This window comes from Aeromonas sp. S41-2, from assembly GCF_027705845.1.
In the GTDB taxonomy this organism is placed as follows: domain Bacteria; phylum Pseudomonadota; class Gammaproteobacteria; order Enterobacterales; family Aeromonadaceae; genus Aeromonas; species Aeromonas hydrophila.
The window spans coordinates 47713-66859 of sequence record NZ_JAPDCG010000015.1; the positions used below are offsets into that span (position 1 = coordinate 47713).

The following is a 19147-nucleotide window of genomic DNA, read 5'->3' on the forward strand; positions in this document are numbered from 1 at the left end:
CAACGGATAGCGGGCTGTGCAGCCGTCTGCCGCTGTCATTTCTCAACATCAGGCTGGAATGCCCCGCACCCTGCGGGGCGGCAAGACAAGGATGGTCTCCATGCTGCAGGACAGCGACACGATCAGGATCTCGGACGTCAGCGAGGCCGTAATACACGGCATTCTGGCGGTGGTGAGCGACGGGATCTGGGACTGGAATGCCAACACCGGCTTCGTCTATCGCAACCCGGGCTGGTATCAGATGCTGGGGTACGAAGCCCACACCCTTGGCAACAACGTCTTCACCTGGGAGAGCGTGATCCACCCCGACGACATGGATCGGGTGATGGCCAGCTTCGATGCCTACCTGAGCGGCGCCGCCCCCGACTACCGGGTCGAGTATCGCTGCCGCAGTCGCGGCGGCGACTATATCTGGATTGAGGATTGCGGCCGCGTCATCGCCCGCAACCAGGATGGGTCGGTGGCCCGGATGATCGGCGCCCATCGCAACATCCACGCCCAGAAGCTGCTGCTGGAGCAGCTGGAGCGGCGCAATCACACCCTGGAGCAGCAGATTGCCGAGCGTACCGCCGAACTGGTGCGGCTCAACGAGGCGTTGCAGCAGAAGGCGGAGGAGAATCGCCAGCTGGCGGAGACCGATGCCCTGACCGGTGCCGCCAGCCGCTACCGGCTGGAGCGGGCCATCCGCCAGGAGTGCGAACGGGCCAAGCGCTTTCACCAGCCCTTCTCCGTCATCGCCATGGACGTGGATGACTTCAAGCAGATCAACGACAACCACGGCCACCACGCCGGGGATCAGACCCTGATCAACATAGTGGCGCTGGTACGCAGCCATATCCGCGAAATCGACCTGATTGCCCGCTGGGGCGGCGACGAGTTCATGGTGGTGCTGCCCAATACCGGCCGGCTCGATGGCCGGCTGGTGGCCGACAAGCTGCGGGAGCTGCTGGTACAGTCGCGGGTCTGCCAGCACTTCGACATCACCATGAGCTTCGGGCTGGCTGAGTACCAGCCGGACGAGCCCATGAGCCAGCTGATGGTGCGGGTGGATCGTGCCCTCTATCAGGCCAAGCTGACGGGCAAGAACCAGATCTGCGAGTAGTCCGCCCATAGCCGGCGTCGGCGGTCCGGCGAGCTTGCCGCCATGTCGGATTATTCTGGTTATCCCCCCCGAATGCGTCTTGACCGCACCCTCATCTTGACTCCGTACGAGTACGCTGGTCTGATGCGCGCTCTTTAATCCCCCGCGAGAGATGAAACGATGAAAAAGAGCATCCTGGTTGCCCTGACTGCATTGCCGCTGATGGCCAACGCCGGTCTGATGGATTCCCTGACCGACACAGTGACCAGCAGCGTGACCAGCACTGCCAAAGAGATGGCCGGCACCGCCATGGACAGCGCCTCCAATGAAGCGATCAAGAAGGCGCTGGACATCAAGGAAGGCGGTTCCAACAAACAGGCCATCAAGGACAAGCTGGGCGCACCGGCCAGCACCAAGACCGAAGCCGGTCTGGAAGTGTGGACCTATGACCTGGGTGCCCTGAACAAGGTTTCTCCCATGCTGGCAGAGACCTCCAAGACCCTGTTCAAGGATGCCGAAGCCGCTCAGAAGAACGTGCTCATCAAGTTCGAAGGCGAGACCGTCAAGACCCTGAACCTGGTCGACAAGACCAAGGCTTGAGTCTGAAAGACGTGCATGAAAAAAGGGGCCCGCGGGCCCCTTTTTGCTGCCTGATGCCGGCCATCAAACCTTGAAGCGATGTACCAGCGCCAGCAACTGGCGATTGGAGCTGAGCAGCGCCGCTGCACTCTGTTCGGTGTGCTGGCCGTTTTCCAGCAGCAGGTTGAGCATGTCGCGAATGCTCACCATGTTGCGGTTGATCTCCTCGGTTACCCGGCTCTGCTCCTCGGCGGCGGTGGCGATCTGGCTGCTGAGGTCGTGGATCCGCACCACTGAGTCGGCCATGTTGTCGAGCCCCCCCGTCACCTGGCCTGTGGTATCCGCTGCCGCCTGACAGCTGCGCTTGGTATGTTCCATGGCGACCACGGCTTCGGCGACGCCCTGGGTGAGGCGCGACAGCATGCTGCCCACCTCGGCCGTGCTGTTCTGGGTGCGCGCGGCCAGGGCGCGCACCTCGTCGGCGACCACTGCGAACCCGCGTCCCTGCTCACCGGCCCGCGCCGCCTCGATGGCGGCATTGAGCGCCAGCAGGTTGGTCTGGGCGGCAATGCCACCAATCACCCCGAGCACGCTGCCGATCTGCTGGGCATCCTCCTGCATCTCCAGCACCTTGGCGGCCGCCAGATCCACCTCATCGATCAGGGCCACCACGCTGGCGGAAGCCGATCCCACCACGGTGCGTGAATTGGCGGCCTGGCCGTTGGCGGCTTCGGTGAAGCTGGCCGAATCGCTGGCGTGTTGCGCCACGCTGTCGGCGGTGGAGCTGAGCTCGGTGAGTGCGGTGACCACCTGCTCCGTCTCGGCGGCGTGTTCGTTCAGGATCCGTCTGGCCTGGCCGGTCTGCTGATCGAGGCGTGTCAGCTCCTGGGTGATGAGATCGGTGGCGTCCGTCACCTGTACCATCATCTGCTGCAGATAGGCGATGAAGCGGTTCACCGACAGGGCGATGTGATCCAGCTCATCGTGCCCCTTCACCTGAATGCGGGCGGTCAGGTCGGCATCACCGGCACTGAGAGCATCGATATTCTGCTTGAGGGTCTGCAGCCGGTTGCCGAATTGACTGACGGCGAGCAACATCAGCCCGAACAGCAGCACCACCAGTGGCAGCTGGATAGAGGCCAGGGTGGTGAGCACATCCCTGCTGTCTTGTGTCAGCAGGCTGGTTGGCAGGGCAGTCGCCAGCAACCAGGGTGTCCCCTCGATGGCTTGCAGCAGCAGGGTCTGCTCCTCCCCCTGATCCTGGAAAGTGGTTCGCAACTGCGCTTGGCTGCGGGCTTGACCGAGCAGGTCGGCAATGGCGCTGGCGAAGGGATAATCGGCGTGAGCGGAGAGATTGCCCAGCACCACATCACCGTTCAGGCGGGCGTTTCGGCTCAGGATCTTGCCGTCAGCCTCGACGATCATCACCTGGCCACCAATCTCCTGCTCCTTGCTGGCCACCAGATCGTTGAAGAAGCCCAGGGTCACGTCTATGGTCGACACCCCGTAGAGGGCACCATTGCGGTAGATCCCCATGGCGCAGTTGGTTCTCGGCTGCTGGCTGGCGCCGTCCTTGTAGGCGGCGGCCCAGGCACACATGCCTTGAGGGGCTTGCTGTCCCGCCTTATGCCAGGGTTGTTCGAAGTAGTTTGGGGCCTCAGATGAGTTCCAGTAGGTATTGGGGATCAGCTTGTTGGCCGCATCCCTGTGATAGAAGGTGCTGAACTTGGCGCGACCGGCTTCCCGCTGATCCGGCAGTGGCCAGATGCCGCCGCCAAACACCATGGCATTGCCGTATTGATCGATCAGCGCTGGCAGCAGGGTATCGATCTGTTCGCTCGGCAGCTGGGCGACCAGCTGGGTGATGCTGCGGGACTGGCTCTGCACCCCATTGAGCTGATCGCGGATGTCGGTGGCGATCTCGCTGACCCGCAGTGCCACGTTCTGTTCACCGGCCTTCTGCAGCGCCGGCTTGATCCAGAGCTGAATGCCAAATACCGTCAGGGCACACACCAGCGCCATGAATCCCACAAAAACGGCGCTATAGCGCCCCTTGATTGTCCCCAGACTCCACCCCATAACGACTCCTGTCTTTTGTTGGCTCGCCGATGCGCGACCTTGTTATGCGAGGCGTCATTATTAGCTATTTCGAACATAAAACGTTTGTTATCGCTCACAGAACTCGGAGCAGGGAGGAAGGGAAGTGAGGGATGTTGGAGTGGATCTCGGCGGGTAACCGGCCGAGCGGGAGGGAGGAACGAAAAAAGGGTGGCCGAGGCCACCCTGTTGCAGGTCGAAGTGCGTTTACTGATGCGCTTCGGCGAACTGCTTCATCGCTTCGGCGTGCTTGGTCATGCCGTCGGCACGCAGGCTCAGGTTCTTCACGAATTCAGCCTTCTTGGCCGGGTCTTCGATCTTGTCGTAGCGCTGCTGCAGGTGAGTCTGGATCTGCTCCGGCGTCATGTTCTGCATGCGGGCCATCTTGTCGTGGCGGCCGCCATGGTGCTTGCCGCCCATCATGCCGCTGCCATCCATCGGGCAGTCGGTCATCATGCCGGGCTGGGCGGTGGTGACGGCTTCGCTGGCGGCATAGGCGCCGAGCGGCAGGCCAAGGATCAGGGTGGCGGTCAGCAGGGTCTTGGTCAGTTTTTTCATGGTCTATCTCCTTGCGGATTGAGTTCGGGGTCGGCTTGCTCGCCTTGACCCTAAGTAAACACCAGACTGGTGTCTGAACTTTGCCAGTTGAAGCCTATTTTGTAGCAGAGTGTGACACGGTGACCCTGTACAGGGCTTGACCGGGCGCATGCCGGACGGGAAATAAAAATACCCCGTCAGCGTCGCCCGCTGGCGGGGTATTTTTAGGCTGGGGCCGGCTTAGCGCTGGCGACCGCTGCCGACGCTGTAGGGCATGCGGTAGCTACTGCTCTCGCCGTCCAGGCTGAGGGTCAGGTCACCCTGGGCCCGCATCGGCAGACGCACCTGCTGCATCCCCTGCAACTCGGCAGGCACCCGCTTGAGCACGTCGCCGGTGGCGTTGCGGATCACCAGGGTGGGGTGTGCCTCATTGCTGCTGACGGCGTCGTGCCAGTTGACGAACAGCAGGCCGGGGGCGGCACTGACATCGGCGGGCAGGGCGGCCTGGGCCAGGCCGGTGTGGGCCAGGCCGGCCAGCATTAACAGAGTCAGGCTCTTGTTGATCATGATATTGCTCTCCTTGGTATGACTCGCCGCAAGATGGCGGCAGAAAAGTCAGGGTGCGCAGCGCCGCCTGGCGGCCGCACATCATGACGAAGGGGGTTCGGTCGCACCCTTGGCGTCGCCGTGGCCGGGGGCCCTGTCGGCGGGGGATGTCTGCTGGTGGTCCGGGGGGCTCGCCGGTTGGGGTGAGCTGCCGCTCGCCTTTCTGGCAAGGGCTTCGCTGGCGGCAAAGGCCAGCAGCAAGGGGGTGGTGAGGGCCAGCATGGCCTGTCTACTCCTGCAACCGATGGGATGGCCACAGTAAACAGCCGGCTTGTGTCTCAACTTTGCCGAACGGGCGCTTTTTTGTAGCAGAGTGTGGCATCTTGCTGATCTGGCACACTTTGACACAAACCGCCCGGCAGATTTTCGTATACTCGTGCCAGCTCTAACAGGAGAGGCCTCATGAACCAAAGCAGCACCCACATTCTGGTGGTCGACGATCACAGCGAGATCCGCGATCTGCTGAAGCGTTTTCTGGAACAGCATGGCCTGCGGGTCAGTTGTGCCCGGGATGGCAAGGAGATGAAGCGGCTGCTGGAGGAGCGGGAGTTTGATCTGCTGGTGCTGGATCTGATGATGCCGGGAGAAGACGGCCTGACCCTTTGTCGCGAGCTGCGGGCCAAGTCCAGCCTGCCCATCATCATGCTCACCGCCATGGGGGAGGAGACCGACCGCATCATAGGGTTGGAGATGGGGGCCGACGACTACCTCGCCAAGCCGTTCAATCCGCGCGAGCTGCTGGCCCGCATCAAGGCGGTGATGCGCCGCACCCAGGTCGAGCCGCAGCCGGCGGCCGAGACGCTGACCCGGGATCTGCGCTTCGATCGCTGGCTGCTCGACATCAACCGGCGCGAGCTGGTGGATGAGGAAGGGGTGGGCCTGAGCCTCTCCACCGCCGAATTCGACCTGCTGCGGGTCTTTCTGGAGCGGCCGCAGCGGGTGTTGAGCCGGGATCAACTGCTGGATCTGGCCCGTGGCCGCGAGGCGGTGGCGTTTGACCGAGCCATCGACACCCTGGTGAGCCGGCTGCGGCGCAAGCTGGAGCGGGATCCCAAGAACCCGGAGCTGATCAAGACCATCTGGGGCGGCGGTTACCTGTTCGCCGCCGATGTGACCCAGGTATAAGGCCGTGGGGATCCTCAAGCGTGGCTGGTCGAAACTGTGGCCCAAGGGGCTGACCGGCCAGATCATCCTGGTGGCGCTGGCCGGGCTGGTGTTGATCCAGCTGCTCAGCATCCAGATCTACCGTACGGATCGGGAGGAGGCGCTCGGCTACATCAACAGCCGCAACGCCATGCAGCGCATCGTCTCCGTGGTGCGGCTGCTGGCCCTCTCTCCCCCCTCCCTCTATGACGAGATCATCAAGGCGAGCCGCAGCGAGACCTTGCTGCTGCGCATCGCCGACGAACCGCTGCAACCGGACAACCGCAGTCCCCGCTTCGAGCAGCTGGTGCGCTCCCGGCTGGGTTACCCCTCGACCCTGATGGTGGAGATCAGCGCCGAGCTCAAGCAGGATGCCCAGCGCAGCCGCGCCTGGCAGCACCACAGCCGGATGATGAAGGATCGCAAGGGGATGCCGCCACCGCAGGACATGCGGCTGTACGGCTCCATCCAGCTGCCACGCGGTGGCTGGCTGCAGTTCAGCTCGCTGGTGGACAAGGAGTCGGCCAGCTGGTCCTGGCAGACCACCCTCAACCTGATGCTGGTGGCGAGCCTGGTGATCGGCCTGATGATCTGGCTGTTCCGCCGCGCCACCCTGCCGCTCAAGCAGCTGGCCGCCAATGCGGATCGGCTCGGCCGTGGCGAGGACATAGAGCCGCTGCGGGAAGAGGGGCCGACCGAGGTACGCGAATCCATCCAGGCCTTCAACCGCATGCACACCCGGCTCGACCGTTTCGTGCAGGACAGAACCCGGATGCTGGCGGCCATCTCCCACGATCTGCGTACCCCCATCACCAGCCTGCGGCTGCGCACCGAGTTTCTGGACGAGGGGGAGGACAAGGAGCGGATCCAGCAGACCCTGCAGCAGATGGAGCAGATGCTGGCGGCGACCCTCAGCTTCGCCCGGGAGGAGGGGCAGCAGGAGGCGACCCGGGAGCTGGATCTGGTCAGCCTGCTGGAGAGCCTGTGCGACGACTATGCCGACACCGGCCAGCCGGTCACCTGCCTGGCCGAGGGCAAGCAGGTCTATGCCTGCCGCGCCAATACCCTGCGCCGGGTGCTGCAAAACCTCATCGGCAACGCCATCAAGTACGCCGGCAGCGCCGAGGTGTCGCTGGAGCGCACCGACAGCGAGCTGGTGATCCGGGTCTGCGATCAGGGGCCCGGCATCGATCCGGCTAGACTGGAAGACGTGTTCAAGCCGTTCGTGCGGCTCGACGAGGCCCGCAACACCGAATCCGGCAGCGTGGGGCTGGGGCTCTCCATCGCCCGCACTCTGGTGCACCAGCATGGCGGCGAGCTGACCCTGCACAACCGGGAGCAGGGCGGGCTGGAAGCGCGCATCAGCCTGCCGCTGTAAGAGCGGCGGGAACTCGGTGGGGAGGATGGCGACGAGCCGCCTCCCCGTTTTTTATCTTGCACTTATCTGACTGAAATCACGCCTATTTCATACTCGCTCATGCTTGTTCTTCTATGCTGAAGGTGGCGATAATCGATGGCCGCACAGACGGCCAAACAGCAAGGTTGGTGCAGGGATGGCGGGCGATTCTGGTTTTCGGTGGCGAGTCTGGTGCGGGGTGTGGTTGTTGCTCTTGGCACAGGCATGGCCCGTGTTGGCAAATACGCCGCCCAAGCCGCTCATCGTGACCAACTCCAAGGCCTGGCAGCCCTTCTCTTACCTCAATGAAGAAGGGGAACCCGATGGCCTGCTGATCGATCTGTGGCGCGAATATGGCAGGGTCACCGGTCGCCCGATCCAGTTCAAGCTGGTGGACTGGCAGGCCTCGCTGGACCTGGTTCGCAACGGCCAGGCCGATGTCCATGGCGGCCTGCTCTGGTCGCCGGAGCGCAATCTGGTCTACGACTACGGTCAGGCCCTCTCCCATGTCGATTCCCAGCTCTTCTTCGCCAACTCCCTGCGCGGCTCGGACGTAAACTACTACCTGCTGCACGAGAGTGTGGGGGTGGTTACGGGGGGCTACGAGGAGTACTACGCCCGCAAGCACTTCCCCACCACGCGCCTGCGTACCTTCGATGACAACGACGCCATGCTGCGCGCGGCCTTCAGCGGCGAACTGGATGCCTTCATCGCCGATCTGCAGGTGGCCAACTTCTACATCTACACCTCGGCGGATCCCACCCGCTTCATCCCGGTGCGCCACCTCTACAGCGACGAGATCCGCTTCGCCGTCGCCAAGGGCAACCAGGCGTTGCAGCAGGAGCTGGAGCAGGGCTTCTCCCGCATCGGCGAGGCCGATCGGGAGCGGATCGTCCGCAAGTGGATGCACATCGAGACCGTCTACCCGGTTCATCTCTGGCCCTGGCTGCTGGCCATCGGCGGTCTGGTGCTGATGGCCTACATCATCCAGTTGCGGCGGGCGGTGGCGAGCCGCACCGCCGAGCTTATCCAGGCCAACGCCAGACTGGAGCGCCTTGCCGGCACCGACTCCATGACCGGCATCCTCAACCGGCGGGCATTCTTGCCACTGCTGGAGCAGCGGCTGGCCAGCAGTCAGGCCTCGGCCCTGCTGCTGTTCGATCTCGATCGCTTCAAGGGGATCAACGATCACTTCGGCCACGGGGTCGGGGACGAGGTGCTGTCGGCCATGGTGGCGCAGGTACAGCGGGTGCTGCCCGCCAGCGCCCTGTTTGCCCGCATCGGTGGGGAGGAGTTTTGCATCAGCCTGCTGGTGGCGGACATGGCGACGCTGCAGCAGTGGGCCGCCCGGATCGGGCGGGAGGTCAATAGTCACAAGTTGCCAACCAGCGCCGGGGCGCTCGGCATCTCCATCAGCACGGGGGCTGTGTGGGTGCCAGCAGGAGGCGGGGCGGAAGGTCGACGGGTGTTATTGCAGGCGGATCGGCTGATGTATGGCGCCAAATCGCAGGGGCGCAACACCTGGCAGGCGGCCAGCTACGTGAAAGAGGCGGCTGGCGAGGCGGGGAAATAAAAAACCGCCGCCCAGGGTGGGCGGCGGCGGGTCATCAGAAGTTGTAGGTCATGCCGAGGGTGTAGCGGCGACCATCCAGCACAGTACCGAAGCTGGTGTAATCCACTGTCTTGTCGAACAGGTTGTAGACACCGGCGGTGACATCCAGGTGTTCGTTGGCCTTGTAGACCAGACCGGTGTCGAAGAAGGTGTAGGAGGGGGTGCCCTCGGCCATCTTGACCCGGCTCAGGTAATCGGAGGTCTTGCTGCGGAAGTTGACCCGTGACCAGAGGCTGACGGTCTCGGTGGTCTGCCAGTCGACCGTGGTGTTGAACATGTGGCGCGGCATCTGGTTCAGCGGCTTGCCTTCCATCGCACCACTCTTCTGTTCAGACTGGGTGAAGGTGTAGCTGGAGGCCAGCGACCAGGCATCATTGATGGTCCAGTTGGCCGTGCCTTCCACCCCGCGCATGTTCGCCTTGTCGACGTTGATGCGGTCGCTGATGAAGTCATAGGTGTGACCGTTCAGGGTGCAGGAGGGGTTGCTCTTGCTTTCGCAGCGGCGGATCTCGGAGATCTTGTCCTCGAAGTCGGTATTGAACAGGGTCAGCCCTGTGTTCAAGCCTTGCTGACCATCCCACAGCAGGGCGATCTCCTGGCTCACGCTGGTTTCCGGTTTCAGTTCCGGGCTGCCGACCAGCATGCCGTCCTGGGTGCCACCGCCGGTGGCCTGGCCCCAGTTGGCGGCCGACATGCGCAGATCCGGTGAACGATAGCCGGTGGAGACGCCCCCTTTCAGCGTCCAGGTGTCGGCCAGGTGCCAGACCCCGTACAGACGCGGGCTCCAGTGGGTGCCGTAGTTCTGATCCTGATCCATCCGCACGCCGCCGGTCAGGGCGAAGGTGTCGGTCAGCGACCACTCATCTTCCACGAACATGGCCCAGCTCCAGCGGGTCAGCTGATTGGCGCGGTTGGCCACGTTGAGCTGGTTGCCCTGATCCTGCAGATCCTCGTAGCGGTACTGGCCACCCACGCTCAGATAGTGAGCCCCCAGTTCAAACTGGGTGTGGGTATCGGCGATTGTGTTGATGAGTTTCATCTGGCGGCCGGGGTTGGTGTTCTCTTCCCGCTGCAGGTAGCTGGTGGAGGAGCCGAAGTCATAGCGGCCGTCGTGGGTGATGGCGAAGTTGGTGCGCTCGTAGGTGCTCAGGCTGGGCTTTGACTTGGCCGAGAGCGATTCACCCGGTGTGCGGTTGCGATCCTGCAGACCGCGACTGGCCTCGAAATCGAAGCGGTTGTGCTCGTCCGGGGTCAGGCTGAAGACGGCCGTGCCGCTGCGCATCTCCTGCTCGGCGAAACCGTTCTGGAACTGATCCTCGCCACGGTGGGAGAGCTGGCCGTTCACCCGCATCCCCAGCAGCCCATCCACCAGAGCGCCGGCGGTATAGGCGTTGGTCTGGAAGATATCGCCGGACTCCTTGTTCTCCTGGAAGGTCGAATCGGCATGCAGCGAGCCCTGCCAGGCCGTCATGCTGGCGGTCTTGCGGGTGATGACGTTGATGACGCCGCCCATGGCGTCAGAGCCGTAGCGGGAGGACATGGGGCCGCGCACCACTTCGATCCGCTCGATCGCCTGCAGCGGCGGCAGCCAGCCCTGCTCGATGCCGGGGCCGTCGCTGTTGGGACGGGTGCCACGGCTGTCGACCCGTTTGCCGTCGACCAGCATCAGTGTGTACTTGGAGCCCATGCCACGAATGCTGATATCGCTGCTGCTGCCACCGCCGGTGATCACTACCCCGGGCACATCCTTCAGGGCGTCGGTCACGTCGCGATAGGCGCGTTTCTCCAATTGCTCGCGGGTCACCACCGAGATGGAGGCGGCGGTATCCTCGATCTTCTGCTGGAAGCCGGAGGCGGTCACGACCATGACCTCCTGCTCGGCGGCATAGGCGTGTGATGCGAGGGCGGCGAGAATGAGCGTGGTCAGCTTGTTGCGGTGCATTGTTATCATGTTGGCCTGAACTCTTTTAGTAAGAAGATGCATTCATCCTTTGGGTGAATCGATGGGGCGGTCTCATCGCATCCCGCGTGAAACCAGGACCAGAAAAGGTTCAATTGGATAATCACCAAGTCGGTCGGCAGGCATTGTAGTGATCGCTGGATGATGTGTAAATGATAATTAATCTCATTAATATTGTGCGGTTATCCTCTCACCAGCAGATACGGGATGAGGAGCATGTGTGGCGCGGTGACGGGAAGCGGGGGCGTGACAGTGAGAAGGTTGAGAGGGTCGGGGGGAATGGCAAATGGCAGACAACAAAAAACCCGCCGAAGCGGGTTTTTTCAATTCTTGCAGCGGATCGTTCCAGCCGGCATGAGCAGGCGGACCGGATCCCCGGCTTGAATTACAGAGCTACTACGTTAGCAGCAGCCGGGCCTTTCTGGCCTTGCTCGATGGTGAACTCAACGCGCTGACCTTCGTCCAGGGTCTTGAAGCCCGGGGTCTGGATGGCGGAGAAGTGAACGAACACGTCTTTGCTGCCGTCGGTCGGGGAGATGAAGCCAAAACCTTTCTCGGCGTTGAAGAACTTGACGGTACCAGTCATTTTGTTGGACATGATAATTTCCTTAAATAGTGTTTAAAGTGCCAAATGGCAATCTATGATTTTTCGTCAGCAATACGTATGGGGAGCACTAAAGAAGGAGAATTATTTGATAAGAAGAATCATGGATAATTCTTATACTAATCGCTGCTTTACTAAAATGACTGCCTAACATAACCAGGTCTGAACTACCGAACCATCGCAAAAGATTAAAACATGCCCATTTTCTTAAAGCAAATTTTATCTCGCTGCGAGTGGTCGGATATCGACGCAGCCACTCCCGGTGTGGGTGTCTGCAGCGCAGGATCCTGAGGCGTTGCAGGCCGCTGGAAGCACCATGACAGAGAGCGGTTCTCCACCATGGTATGAGTTGGCTGGTTGAGGTAGGTGGCGCTTGAGCGGGAGGATTGGCCGTCAGCGTTTGCTGCGAAACTTGTTGCTGACGGAATCCACCCAGCTGAATGTCTCTGGCAACACCTGCTTGCTGGCTCGTTCCTTGGCCTTTTCCCGTGCCAGTTTGGCGGCCACTTTGGCGGCGGCAGCACGGTCTGCGACTATCTTGAGTCTGCCTTCCTCGCGGATGCGGTTACGCTCGGCATTGCTTAGTTGATGATCTGCATTGGCCTGTGCTTTTTGGAGCAGCAGGGTGATCTCGGCCTTTTCGGCGTCGGTGAGGTCCTTCATTTCCAACTTTTTCACGGCGTGCTCCTGATGGCGGGAATAGTCCACCCTACCACACCTGCCGGCCGTTTATTGCACAATCGACGCCGTTTTCGAATACGGCTCCACCGGATGGCCGTTGTCGAAGGGAATGGCCCGTCGCATTCCCCTCGCACGGCTCAGCGCCGTTAACCATGCCCGCTCGGTTCAACATGGATCAGCACGACGGCGTGGGGAAGGTGTCGTATGATGCCCTGCTCTATCCGATCGCAGATGGCGTGGGAGTGTTCGATGCTCATCTCTTTTGGCAAGGTCAGGTGGAAGTCGATGTGACGACGGCGCCCGGCCTGACGGCTGCGCAGATCGTGAAAGCCGCCATGCTCCGGGCAGCACTCCTCGATCACTTTGGTGGTGATGGCCAGCTCTTCCTCGTTCATGCTGTGGTCCAGCAGGGGTTGGAAGGCCTGCTTCAGCATGGCGATCGCCTCCTTGAGGATGAACAGGGCGACACAGATGGCAACAATGGGATCCAGCAGATAGAGGTTGTAGCCCAGTCTGGCGGCGATCCAGATACCGAGCAGGCCGACGGCGACTCCGAGCGAGGTCAGTACGTCAGCCTTCAGATGCAGTGCATCGGCGGCCAGGGCCACGGACTCTTCCTCCTTGGCCACCCGGTAGAGGTAGGCGGAGACGCCGCTGTTGACCAGCGCCGAGAACAGCATGACCAGCACACCGAGCCCCACCCCCTCTATCGGGGTTGGCGTGATCAATTTGCCGACGGCCTCGAATATTATCCAGCCGGCGGCCAGCAGGATCAGCAGCGCTTCGATCACGCCGGAGACGTTTTCAATTTTGTCATGACCGTAGGGGTGGCGTTGGTCGGGGGGAATATCCGATTTACGTACGGCCACCAGTGCGATCAATGCCGCCACCAGGTCCATGGCCGAGTGAATGGCCTCGGAAATAATACTGACGGATCCGCTCAGTATGCCGGCAAATATCTTCATGATAATCAAGGTGATATTGGAGCAAACTGAGACCAAGGCCGCTCTGGTTTTTCTGGTCATGGGACGTCCTTATTCTCGCTGGAATATTTTCACAAATAGGGCTGGATAATATCAGCTTGTCCAGGGTGACGCTGCTTTGGGTTGTAACTTTTTGTTTCTGGCGATAGTGAGAATGCTTATCTAAATTATCTTTCATTATTTAAAAAGAATTCATTTTGGTATTCAGTGCTTTATTTCATGTCGTCATTAAATAAATCTGTTTGACGTTATTTTATAAGGAATATATCGCCTCTACGGCCGTTCATTCCCCAGCCGGATCGGGTAAACGGAAGCCGGTAAACACCTGCTGCCACTGGGTGATGGGATGAGGGTGGATTCTTGCGCAAGATTAGGGGTATGCTGGACTGAGTGCGATCGCAGGATCGTCACTGAAAGCGTACTGTAGTCTACGATTCGGATGGCATGCTGGAACCTGGGTTCCAACTGTCTGGGTAACATTTTTGGAGTTTGATGATGAGTAACAAAGAACATCACAACGGCAAAGATGCCAAGAAAAAACCGCAGATGTCACTGAAAGAGAAGCGCGAAGCCAAACGTCAGAAAGCAGATCTGAAAAATGGCGGCGCGATGAAGTAACGCTCCCCATGCTGTAGTTCCTTTGGAGCCAGTAACAAAAAGCCAGCCTTTTCGGGCTGGCTTTTATGTTTTCAGGAGGCTCAGGGCGTGGCCCCGTAGCGGGCAAATATTTGCTGATAACGGCCATCGGCCCGCATGGCATCGAGCCGGCGATCGAACCAGCGCTGCTGCGCCGCCTGGCGAAAGGCAAAATGGTAGTGAGTCGGCGCAAACAGATCGTATTGCCGGACCCGGCCGGGAGCATAGAGTTCAGCACCATATTTGCTGTTGGCCAACTGTGCCAGATAGTAATAGAAAACCCGCTGCTCCAGGATCACCGCATCCACCCGCCCCAGCATCAATCTGTGCACCTGCCCCTGCTGTTTGGCGACCTCCTCGTAACGGGGATTCTGGTCAGCCATGCTGGCAAAGGCACCTCCCAACACCTGACGGGCCCGCTGGAAGGCGCTCACCCTCAGCGTCTTCATGTCGTCCAGAGTGCTGATGTGGGTTTTATTGAGGGTGAACACCCGATTGTGGAAGGCGATCACCGGCTGCGACAGGAAGACATCGTGCAACATGCCGGGTTTGACGTTGATGATGGCATCGAGCTTGCCGGACTCCAGCATGCGGAAGGTGCGCTCCAGCGGCAGGTATTCGAATTGAGGCTCATAGCCGCTGTCCCGAAAGGCCTCTCTCATCAGGTCGAGCTCGATCCCGCGACCCTCTTCTTCGATCACATAGGGCGGGATGGCGAAGCTGACCCCCACTCGCAATGGCTCGCCTGCCAGCAGCAAGGATGGCAGCAACAGGGTGGCGCAAGCCGCCACGCACAACAAGATTCGATACCAAGACCCCATGCGTTCTCTCTGGCAACTGGATTGCCCCGATCATAATCCCAAGGCGAATGATATGGGGACGTATGGCTGGCAAGACCGGCCAGGAGGCCGGATTGCGCGCCACGTCTGCGTCAATAACAGGCAAAAAAAGGCCCTGCATGAACAGGGCCTCCGGGATCTGACGTTGCTTAGAACGATTAGCGTCACCTGATAAGAGGCAATTCTAAATATAATCAATATATTTCAACATGATAATGACATTTTCATTATTATTGTCAATTATTTTGTTAGGTTTCCCACGGTGTGGAAAGGAAAACTTTACACTTTTGGGCCACGGCTCAACATGAGCACATTTATAGTTGTCTCGCCAGAACGGTTTCTTTTGACGCTGTCCCAATTACGTGTTGAAAGGCTAATCTTGAAGTAGGCCATCACCTTGAGGTCTACCATCATGGATACCCCTGCCTTTCAACACCTGTTATCCCTCTTTCCACAGCTTACCCAGCGCCAGCGTCGTGTTGCCCAGCAGCAGCTCACGGCGCCACAAGCCATTACCTCGCTCAATACCCAGTTACCGGCATGCAGCGGTTGCCCTCATTGTCAGGCCGATGTCTCCCAGCTGGCGCCTTGGGGATGGAGTCGGGGATTGCGCCGCTAGGGGAGCCCGCAGAATTCGGAAAAAATCGTACGCTAAGGTTTTCCGGGCATCCGTAAGGGCCGAAACTTCCCGTCTTCCAGTCTGCGGCTCTGCCGCCAGACGTAATCGCCGGTTAGGTTGATGTGCTCCCAGCCCAGCGGCGACAGGAATTGCAGCAGCTCGCCGTCCACCGGCTTGCCGGCCTCGACCAACCCCTGGGTGGCGCGTTCCAGGTACACCGTGTTCCACAGCACGATAGCCGCCGTCACCAGGTTGAGGCCGCTGGCCCGGTAGCGCTGCTGCTCGAAGCTCCGATCCCTGATTTCCCCAAGGCGGTTGAAGAACACCGCCCTGGCCAGCGAGTTGCGCGCCTCACCTTTGTTCAGGCCGGCATGCACGCGGCGGCGCAGTTCAACACTTTGCAGCCAGTCCAGGATGAACAGCGTGCGCTCGATCCGGCCCAGCTCGCGCAGGGCCACGGCCAGTCCGTTCTGGCGCGGGTAGCTGCCGAGCTTGCGCAGCATCAGCGAGGCGGTGACGGTGCCCTGCTTGATCGAGCTGGCCAGGCGCAGGATGTCGTCCCAGTGGGCACGCACGTGCTTGATGTTCAGGGTGCCGCCGATCAGCGGGCGCAACGTCGGGTAGGCTTGCACGCCCTGCGGCACGTACAGCTTGGTTTCGCCGAGGTCGCGGATGCGCGGCGCGAAGCGGAAGCCTAGCAGGTGCATCAGGGCAAAGACGTGATCGGTGAAGCCGGCCGTGTCGGTGTAGTGCTCCTCGATCCGCAGGTCGGACTCGTGGTACAGCAGGCCGTCGAGCACATAGGTGGAATCGCGGACGCCGACATTCACCACGCGGGTGCTGAACGGCGCGTACTGGTCGGAGATATGGGTATAGAACAGCCGTCCCGGCTCGCTACCGTACTTCGGGTTGACGTGCCCGGTGCTCTCGCCCCGGCCACCCGCGCGGAAGCGCTGGCCATCGGAGGATGAGGTCGTGCCGTCGCCCCAGTGGGCGGCAAAGGCGTGGCGATACTGGTGGTTGACCAGCTCGGCCAAGGCCGCCGAATAGGTTTCGTCGCGGATGTGCCAGGCTTGCAGCCAGGACAGCTTGGCGTAGGTCAGGCCGGGGCTCGACTCGGCCATCTTGGTCAGCCCGAGGTTGATCGCATCACCGAGGATTGCGGACAGCAGCAACGTCCTGTCTTTGGCCTCGGCCCCGTCCTTCAAGTGGGTGAAGTGGCGGCTGAAGCCCGTCCAGTCGTCCACGTCCATCAGCAGTTCGGTGATCTTGATGCGCGGCAGTAACTGGCTGGTTTGGTCGATCAGCGCCTGCGCCCGATCCGGCACCGCCGCATCCAGCGGGGTGATTTTCAGCCCTGACTCGGTGAGGATGGCATCGGGCAGCTCGTTGTCCTTGGCCAGGCGGGTGACGGTGGCCAACTGCTCGTCCAGCAGCTGCAAACGCTCTTCCAGGTACTGGTCGCTGTTCGGGTTGATCGCCAGGGGCAGGGCCTGCTCGCGCTTGAGTGCGGCGAACTTCTCGGCCGGCAGCAGGTAGTCGTCGAAGTCGCGGAACTGCCGCGAGCCCTTGACCCAGATGTCGCCGGAGCGCAGGGCGTTCTTCAGCTCGGACAGGGCGCAGATTTCGTAGAATTTCCGGTCGAGGCCTTCCGGGGTGATCACCAGCGGCTTCCAGCGCGGCTTGATGAAGGCCGTGGGTGCATCGGCCGGCACCTTGCGCAGGTTGTCGGCGTTCATCTCACGCAGGGTCTGCACGGCTGCCAGCACGCCTTGCGCGGCCGGCGCGGCGCGCAGTTCCAGCACCTCCAGCAAGGCCGGCGTGTAACGGCGCAGGGTGGCGAAGTTCTCGCCGACCAGGTGCAGGTGGTCGAAGCCTTCCGGCCGGGCCAGCAGCTCGGCCTCGCTGACGCTCTCGGTGAACTCGTCCCAGGGAATCACCGCCTCGATGGCGGCATAGGGGTCGCTGCCGCTTTCCTTCGCTTCCAGCAGCGCCTGGCCGATCCTGGAGTACAGGCGCACCTTGTCGTTGATCGCCTTGCCCTGCTTCTGGAACTGCTGCTGATGCTTGTGCTTCGCGCCGCTGAACAGCTTGACCAGGATGCGGTCATGCAGATCGACCAGCTCATCGATCACGGTCGCGGTGCTCTCCAGCACCACGGCGGCCAGGGTCGCGTAGCGGCGCTGCGGCTCGAACTTACCGAGGTCTTTGGGCGTCATCTGCCCACCCTCGCGGGCCAGCTTGAGCAGGCGGTTCTGGTGGATGTGCCGGCCCAGGCCTTCGGGCAAGTCCACCAACTGAAATGTCTTCAGCCGCTCGATGTGTTCCAGCATGTGCCGAGAGTTGGGTTTCAGCGGTGCCTGGCGCAGCCAGGTCAACCAGGTGATGCTGCTGCCGGCCTTGAGCTTCAACAGCTCGTCCAGCTTGGCCCGATGCGAGTCCGTGAGTGGTTCGACCAGGGCGCGGTAGACCCGCCGATTGGCTCGCGCAATGGCTTCCGAGCAGGCCCGGTCAATCACGCTCAGCGCCGGCAGGATGCGTCGTTTCTGCCGTAGGCTCTCCAGGGCCTGACCGGCCAGCAGCAAGCCTTTGTCGGTCTGCTGGGCCAGCTCGGTTAGCTCGCGCACCAGGGCGCGGAAGTCGGACAGGCCGAACGGGGCCAGTTGCAGGTAGGTGCGCAGTTCCTGGGCATGCTCGCGACGGGTCACGTCGCGCTCGCCGTACTTTGCCCAGCTCGCCGGCTCGGCCTGGACTTGCTTCGCCACCCACAGGATGACCGGCTCGGGCAGCTCGCTGTCGGTTCCCAGCGCGTAACCGGGGTAGCGCAGCAGGCAGAGCTGCACGGCGAAGCCGAGGCGGTTGGCGTCGCCGCGTCGCTGGCGGATCAGCGACAGGTCGGAGTCGTTGAAGGTGTAGTAGCGGATCAGGTCATCCTGGCTTTCCGGCAGCGCAAGCAGGGTGTCCCGCTCCGTGGCCGAGAGGATCAAGCGACGCGGCATGTGTCAGTCGTCCGTGCGGAGGTACTGGTAGAGGGTTTCCCGGCTGATGTTGAACTCGCGGGCAAGCTGCGCCTTGGGCTCGCCGGCCGTCGCTCGCTGCCGCAGGGTAGCAGCCTGCTCATCGGACAGGGCTTTCTTGCGGCCCCGGTACGCGCCACGCTGCTTGGCCAAGGCGATGCCCTCACGCTGCCGCTCGCGGATCAGGGCGCGCTCGAACTCAGCGAAGGCCCCCATCACCGACAGCATCAGGTTGGCCATCGGCGAGTCCTCGCCAGTGAACACCAGGCCCTCCTTCAGGAACTCGATGCGCACGCCGCGCTGAGTCAGCTTCTGTACCAAGCGACGCAGGTCATCGAGGTTGCGGGCCAGCCGATCCATGCTGTGCACCACCACTGTATCGCCTTCGCGGACGAAGCTCAGCAGCGCTTCGAGCTGGGGGCGCTGGGTGTCCTTGCCCGATGCCTTGTCGGTGAACACCTTGCTCACCTGGGTTTGTTCCAGCTGGCGTTCCGGGTTCTGGTCAAAGCTGCTGACCCGGACGTAGCCGATGCGGTGCCCCTGCACGATGTCTCCTTGGTTGAAGGCGGCTTAAGTGCACTTTCTGTTCCGTTGTGCCTCAAAGCCCATTTCTGTCAGGCTGAAATCTATAACCTTCGCGGGCATGTGTCAAAAAATGGGAAAGCAGACTCTATTCTGACTGTCGTTTTCAGAAGACGGCTGCACTGAACGTCAGAAGCCGACTGCACTATAGCAGCGGAGGGGTTGGATCCATCAG

General features: G+C 61.5%; 16 protein-coding genes and 1 pseudogene. 7 read left to right on the forward strand and 10 right to left on the reverse strand.

The genetic code is table 11. The annotated features are described in order from the left end of the window. Positions 1-100 precede the first annotated feature (100 nt). Positions 101-1102: a sensor domain-containing diguanylate cyclase gene (locus OKC44_RS21060; RefSeq protein ID WP_270814949.1), complete on the forward strand. Its 1002-nt coding sequence runs from the start codon at positions 101-103 to the stop codon at positions 1100-1102. A 159-nt stretch (positions 1103-1261) separates the two neighbouring features. Then, a complete protein-coding gene (locus OKC44_RS21065; RefSeq protein WP_016352223.1) occupies positions 1262-1681 on the forward strand; it encodes a hypothetical protein in 420 nt (139 codons plus the stop codon). Between the two features lie 63 nt (positions 1682-1744). Here OKC44_RS21065 and OKC44_RS21070 read toward each other — a convergent pair whose 3' ends face one another. From OKC44_RS21070 to OKC44_RS21080, 3 genes are all read right to left on the reverse strand, one after another. Then, positions 1745-3739 (reverse strand): methyl-accepting chemotaxis protein, encoded by a 1995-nt coding sequence (locus tag OKC44_RS21070; RefSeq protein ID WP_270814940.1) that lies wholly within the window; start codon positions 3737-3739, stop codon positions 1745-1747. Positions 3740-3964: 225 nt separating this feature from the next. Continuing rightward, positions 3965-4315 carry a hypothetical protein gene (locus tag OKC44_RS21075; RefSeq protein ID WP_011707650.1) on the reverse strand — a complete coding sequence of 117 codons (351 nt, stop codon included), beginning with the start codon at positions 4313-4315 and terminating at the stop codon, positions 3965-3967. Between the two features lie 219 nt (positions 4316-4534). Further along, positions 4535-4861, reverse strand: a complete 327-nt coding sequence (locus OKC44_RS21080; protein WP_011707649.1) for a hypothetical protein — start codon at positions 4859-4861, stop codon at positions 4535-4537. A 441-nt stretch (positions 4862-5302) separates the two neighbouring features. Here OKC44_RS21080 and OKC44_RS21085 point away from each other — a divergent pair, with 441 nt between their 5' ends. The 3 genes from OKC44_RS21085 (at position 5303) to OKC44_RS21095 (ending at position 9012) form a co-directional block, all read left to right on the forward strand. After that, positions 5303-6025 carry a response regulator gene (locus OKC44_RS21085; RefSeq protein ID WP_011707648.1) on the forward strand — a complete coding sequence of 241 codons (723 nt, stop codon included), beginning with the start codon at positions 5303-5305 and terminating at the stop codon, positions 6023-6025. Positions 6026-6029: 4 nt separating this feature from the next. Then, entirely contained in the window at positions 6030-7421 is a 1392-nt protein-coding gene (locus OKC44_RS21090) for an ATP-binding protein (RefSeq protein WP_024946365.1), read from the forward strand. A gap of 103 nt (positions 7422-7524) precedes the next feature. Further along, complete coding sequence (locus OKC44_RS21095) at positions 7525-9012, forward strand: transporter substrate-binding domain-containing diguanylate cyclase (protein WP_270814943.1); 1488 nt, start codon at positions 7525-7527, stop codon at positions 9010-9012. A gap of 34 nt (positions 9013-9046) precedes the next feature. On the opposite strand, the gene OKC44_RS21100 is transcribed toward OKC44_RS21095, so the two are convergent. The 4 genes from OKC44_RS21100 to OKC44_RS21115 form a co-directional block, all read right to left on the reverse strand. Next, positions 9047-10993 carry a ligand-gated channel protein gene (locus tag OKC44_RS21100; protein WP_045525771.1) on the reverse strand — a complete coding sequence of 649 codons (1947 nt, stop codon included), beginning with the start codon at positions 10991-10993 and terminating at the stop codon, positions 9047-9049. A gap of 403 nt (positions 10994-11396) precedes the next feature. After that, positions 11397-11609 carry a transcription antiterminator/RNA stability regulator CspE gene (cspE, locus tag OKC44_RS21105; protein ID WP_011707644.1) on the reverse strand — a complete coding sequence of 71 codons (213 nt, stop codon included), beginning with the start codon at positions 11607-11609 and terminating at the stop codon, positions 11397-11399. A gap of 399 nt (positions 11610-12008) precedes the next feature. Next, positions 12009-12293, reverse strand: coding sequence for a DUF3811 domain-containing protein (locus OKC44_RS21110; RefSeq protein ID WP_024946369.1), 285 nt, complete (start codon positions 12291-12293; stop codon positions 12009-12011). A 149-nt stretch (positions 12294-12442) separates the two neighbouring features. Then, positions 12443-13321 carry a cation diffusion facilitator family transporter gene (locus tag OKC44_RS21115; protein ID WP_270814945.1) on the reverse strand — a complete coding sequence of 293 codons (879 nt, stop codon included), beginning with the start codon at positions 13319-13321 and terminating at the stop codon, positions 12443-12445. Positions 13322-13774: 453 nt separating this feature from the next. On the opposite strand from OKC44_RS21115, the gene OKC44_RS21120 reads away from it, so the two are divergent. Beyond that, positions 13775-13897 carry a hypothetical protein gene (locus OKC44_RS21120; protein ID WP_011707641.1) on the forward strand — a complete coding sequence of 41 codons (123 nt, stop codon included), beginning with the start codon at positions 13775-13777 and terminating at the stop codon, positions 13895-13897. A gap of 80 nt (positions 13898-13977) precedes the next feature. Here OKC44_RS21120 and OKC44_RS21125 read toward each other — a convergent pair whose 3' ends face one another. Then, entirely contained in the window at positions 13978-14736 is a 759-nt protein-coding gene (locus tag OKC44_RS21125; protein ID WP_130631528.1) for a substrate-binding periplasmic protein, read from the reverse strand. A gap of 430 nt (positions 14737-15166) precedes the next feature. On the opposite strand from OKC44_RS21125, the pseudogene OKC44_RS21130 reads away from it, so the two are divergent. After that, positions 15167-15370: pseudogene (locus OKC44_RS21130) on the forward strand (IS1595 family transposase); the annotation flags it as partial. A 35-nt stretch (positions 15371-15405) separates the two neighbouring features. Here OKC44_RS21130 and OKC44_RS21135 read toward each other — a convergent pair. After that, positions 15406-18372 carry a Tn3-like element TnAs1 family transposase gene (locus tag OKC44_RS21135; protein WP_001138014.1) on the reverse strand — a complete coding sequence of 989 codons (2967 nt, stop codon included), beginning with the start codon at positions 18370-18372 and terminating at the stop codon, positions 15406-15408. Between the two features lie 3 nt (positions 18373-18375). Then, complete coding sequence (locus tag OKC44_RS21140) at positions 18376-18936, reverse strand: recombinase family protein (protein ID WP_001161490.1); 561 nt, start codon at positions 18934-18936, stop codon at positions 18376-18378. Positions 18937-19147: the final 211 nt, after the last annotated feature.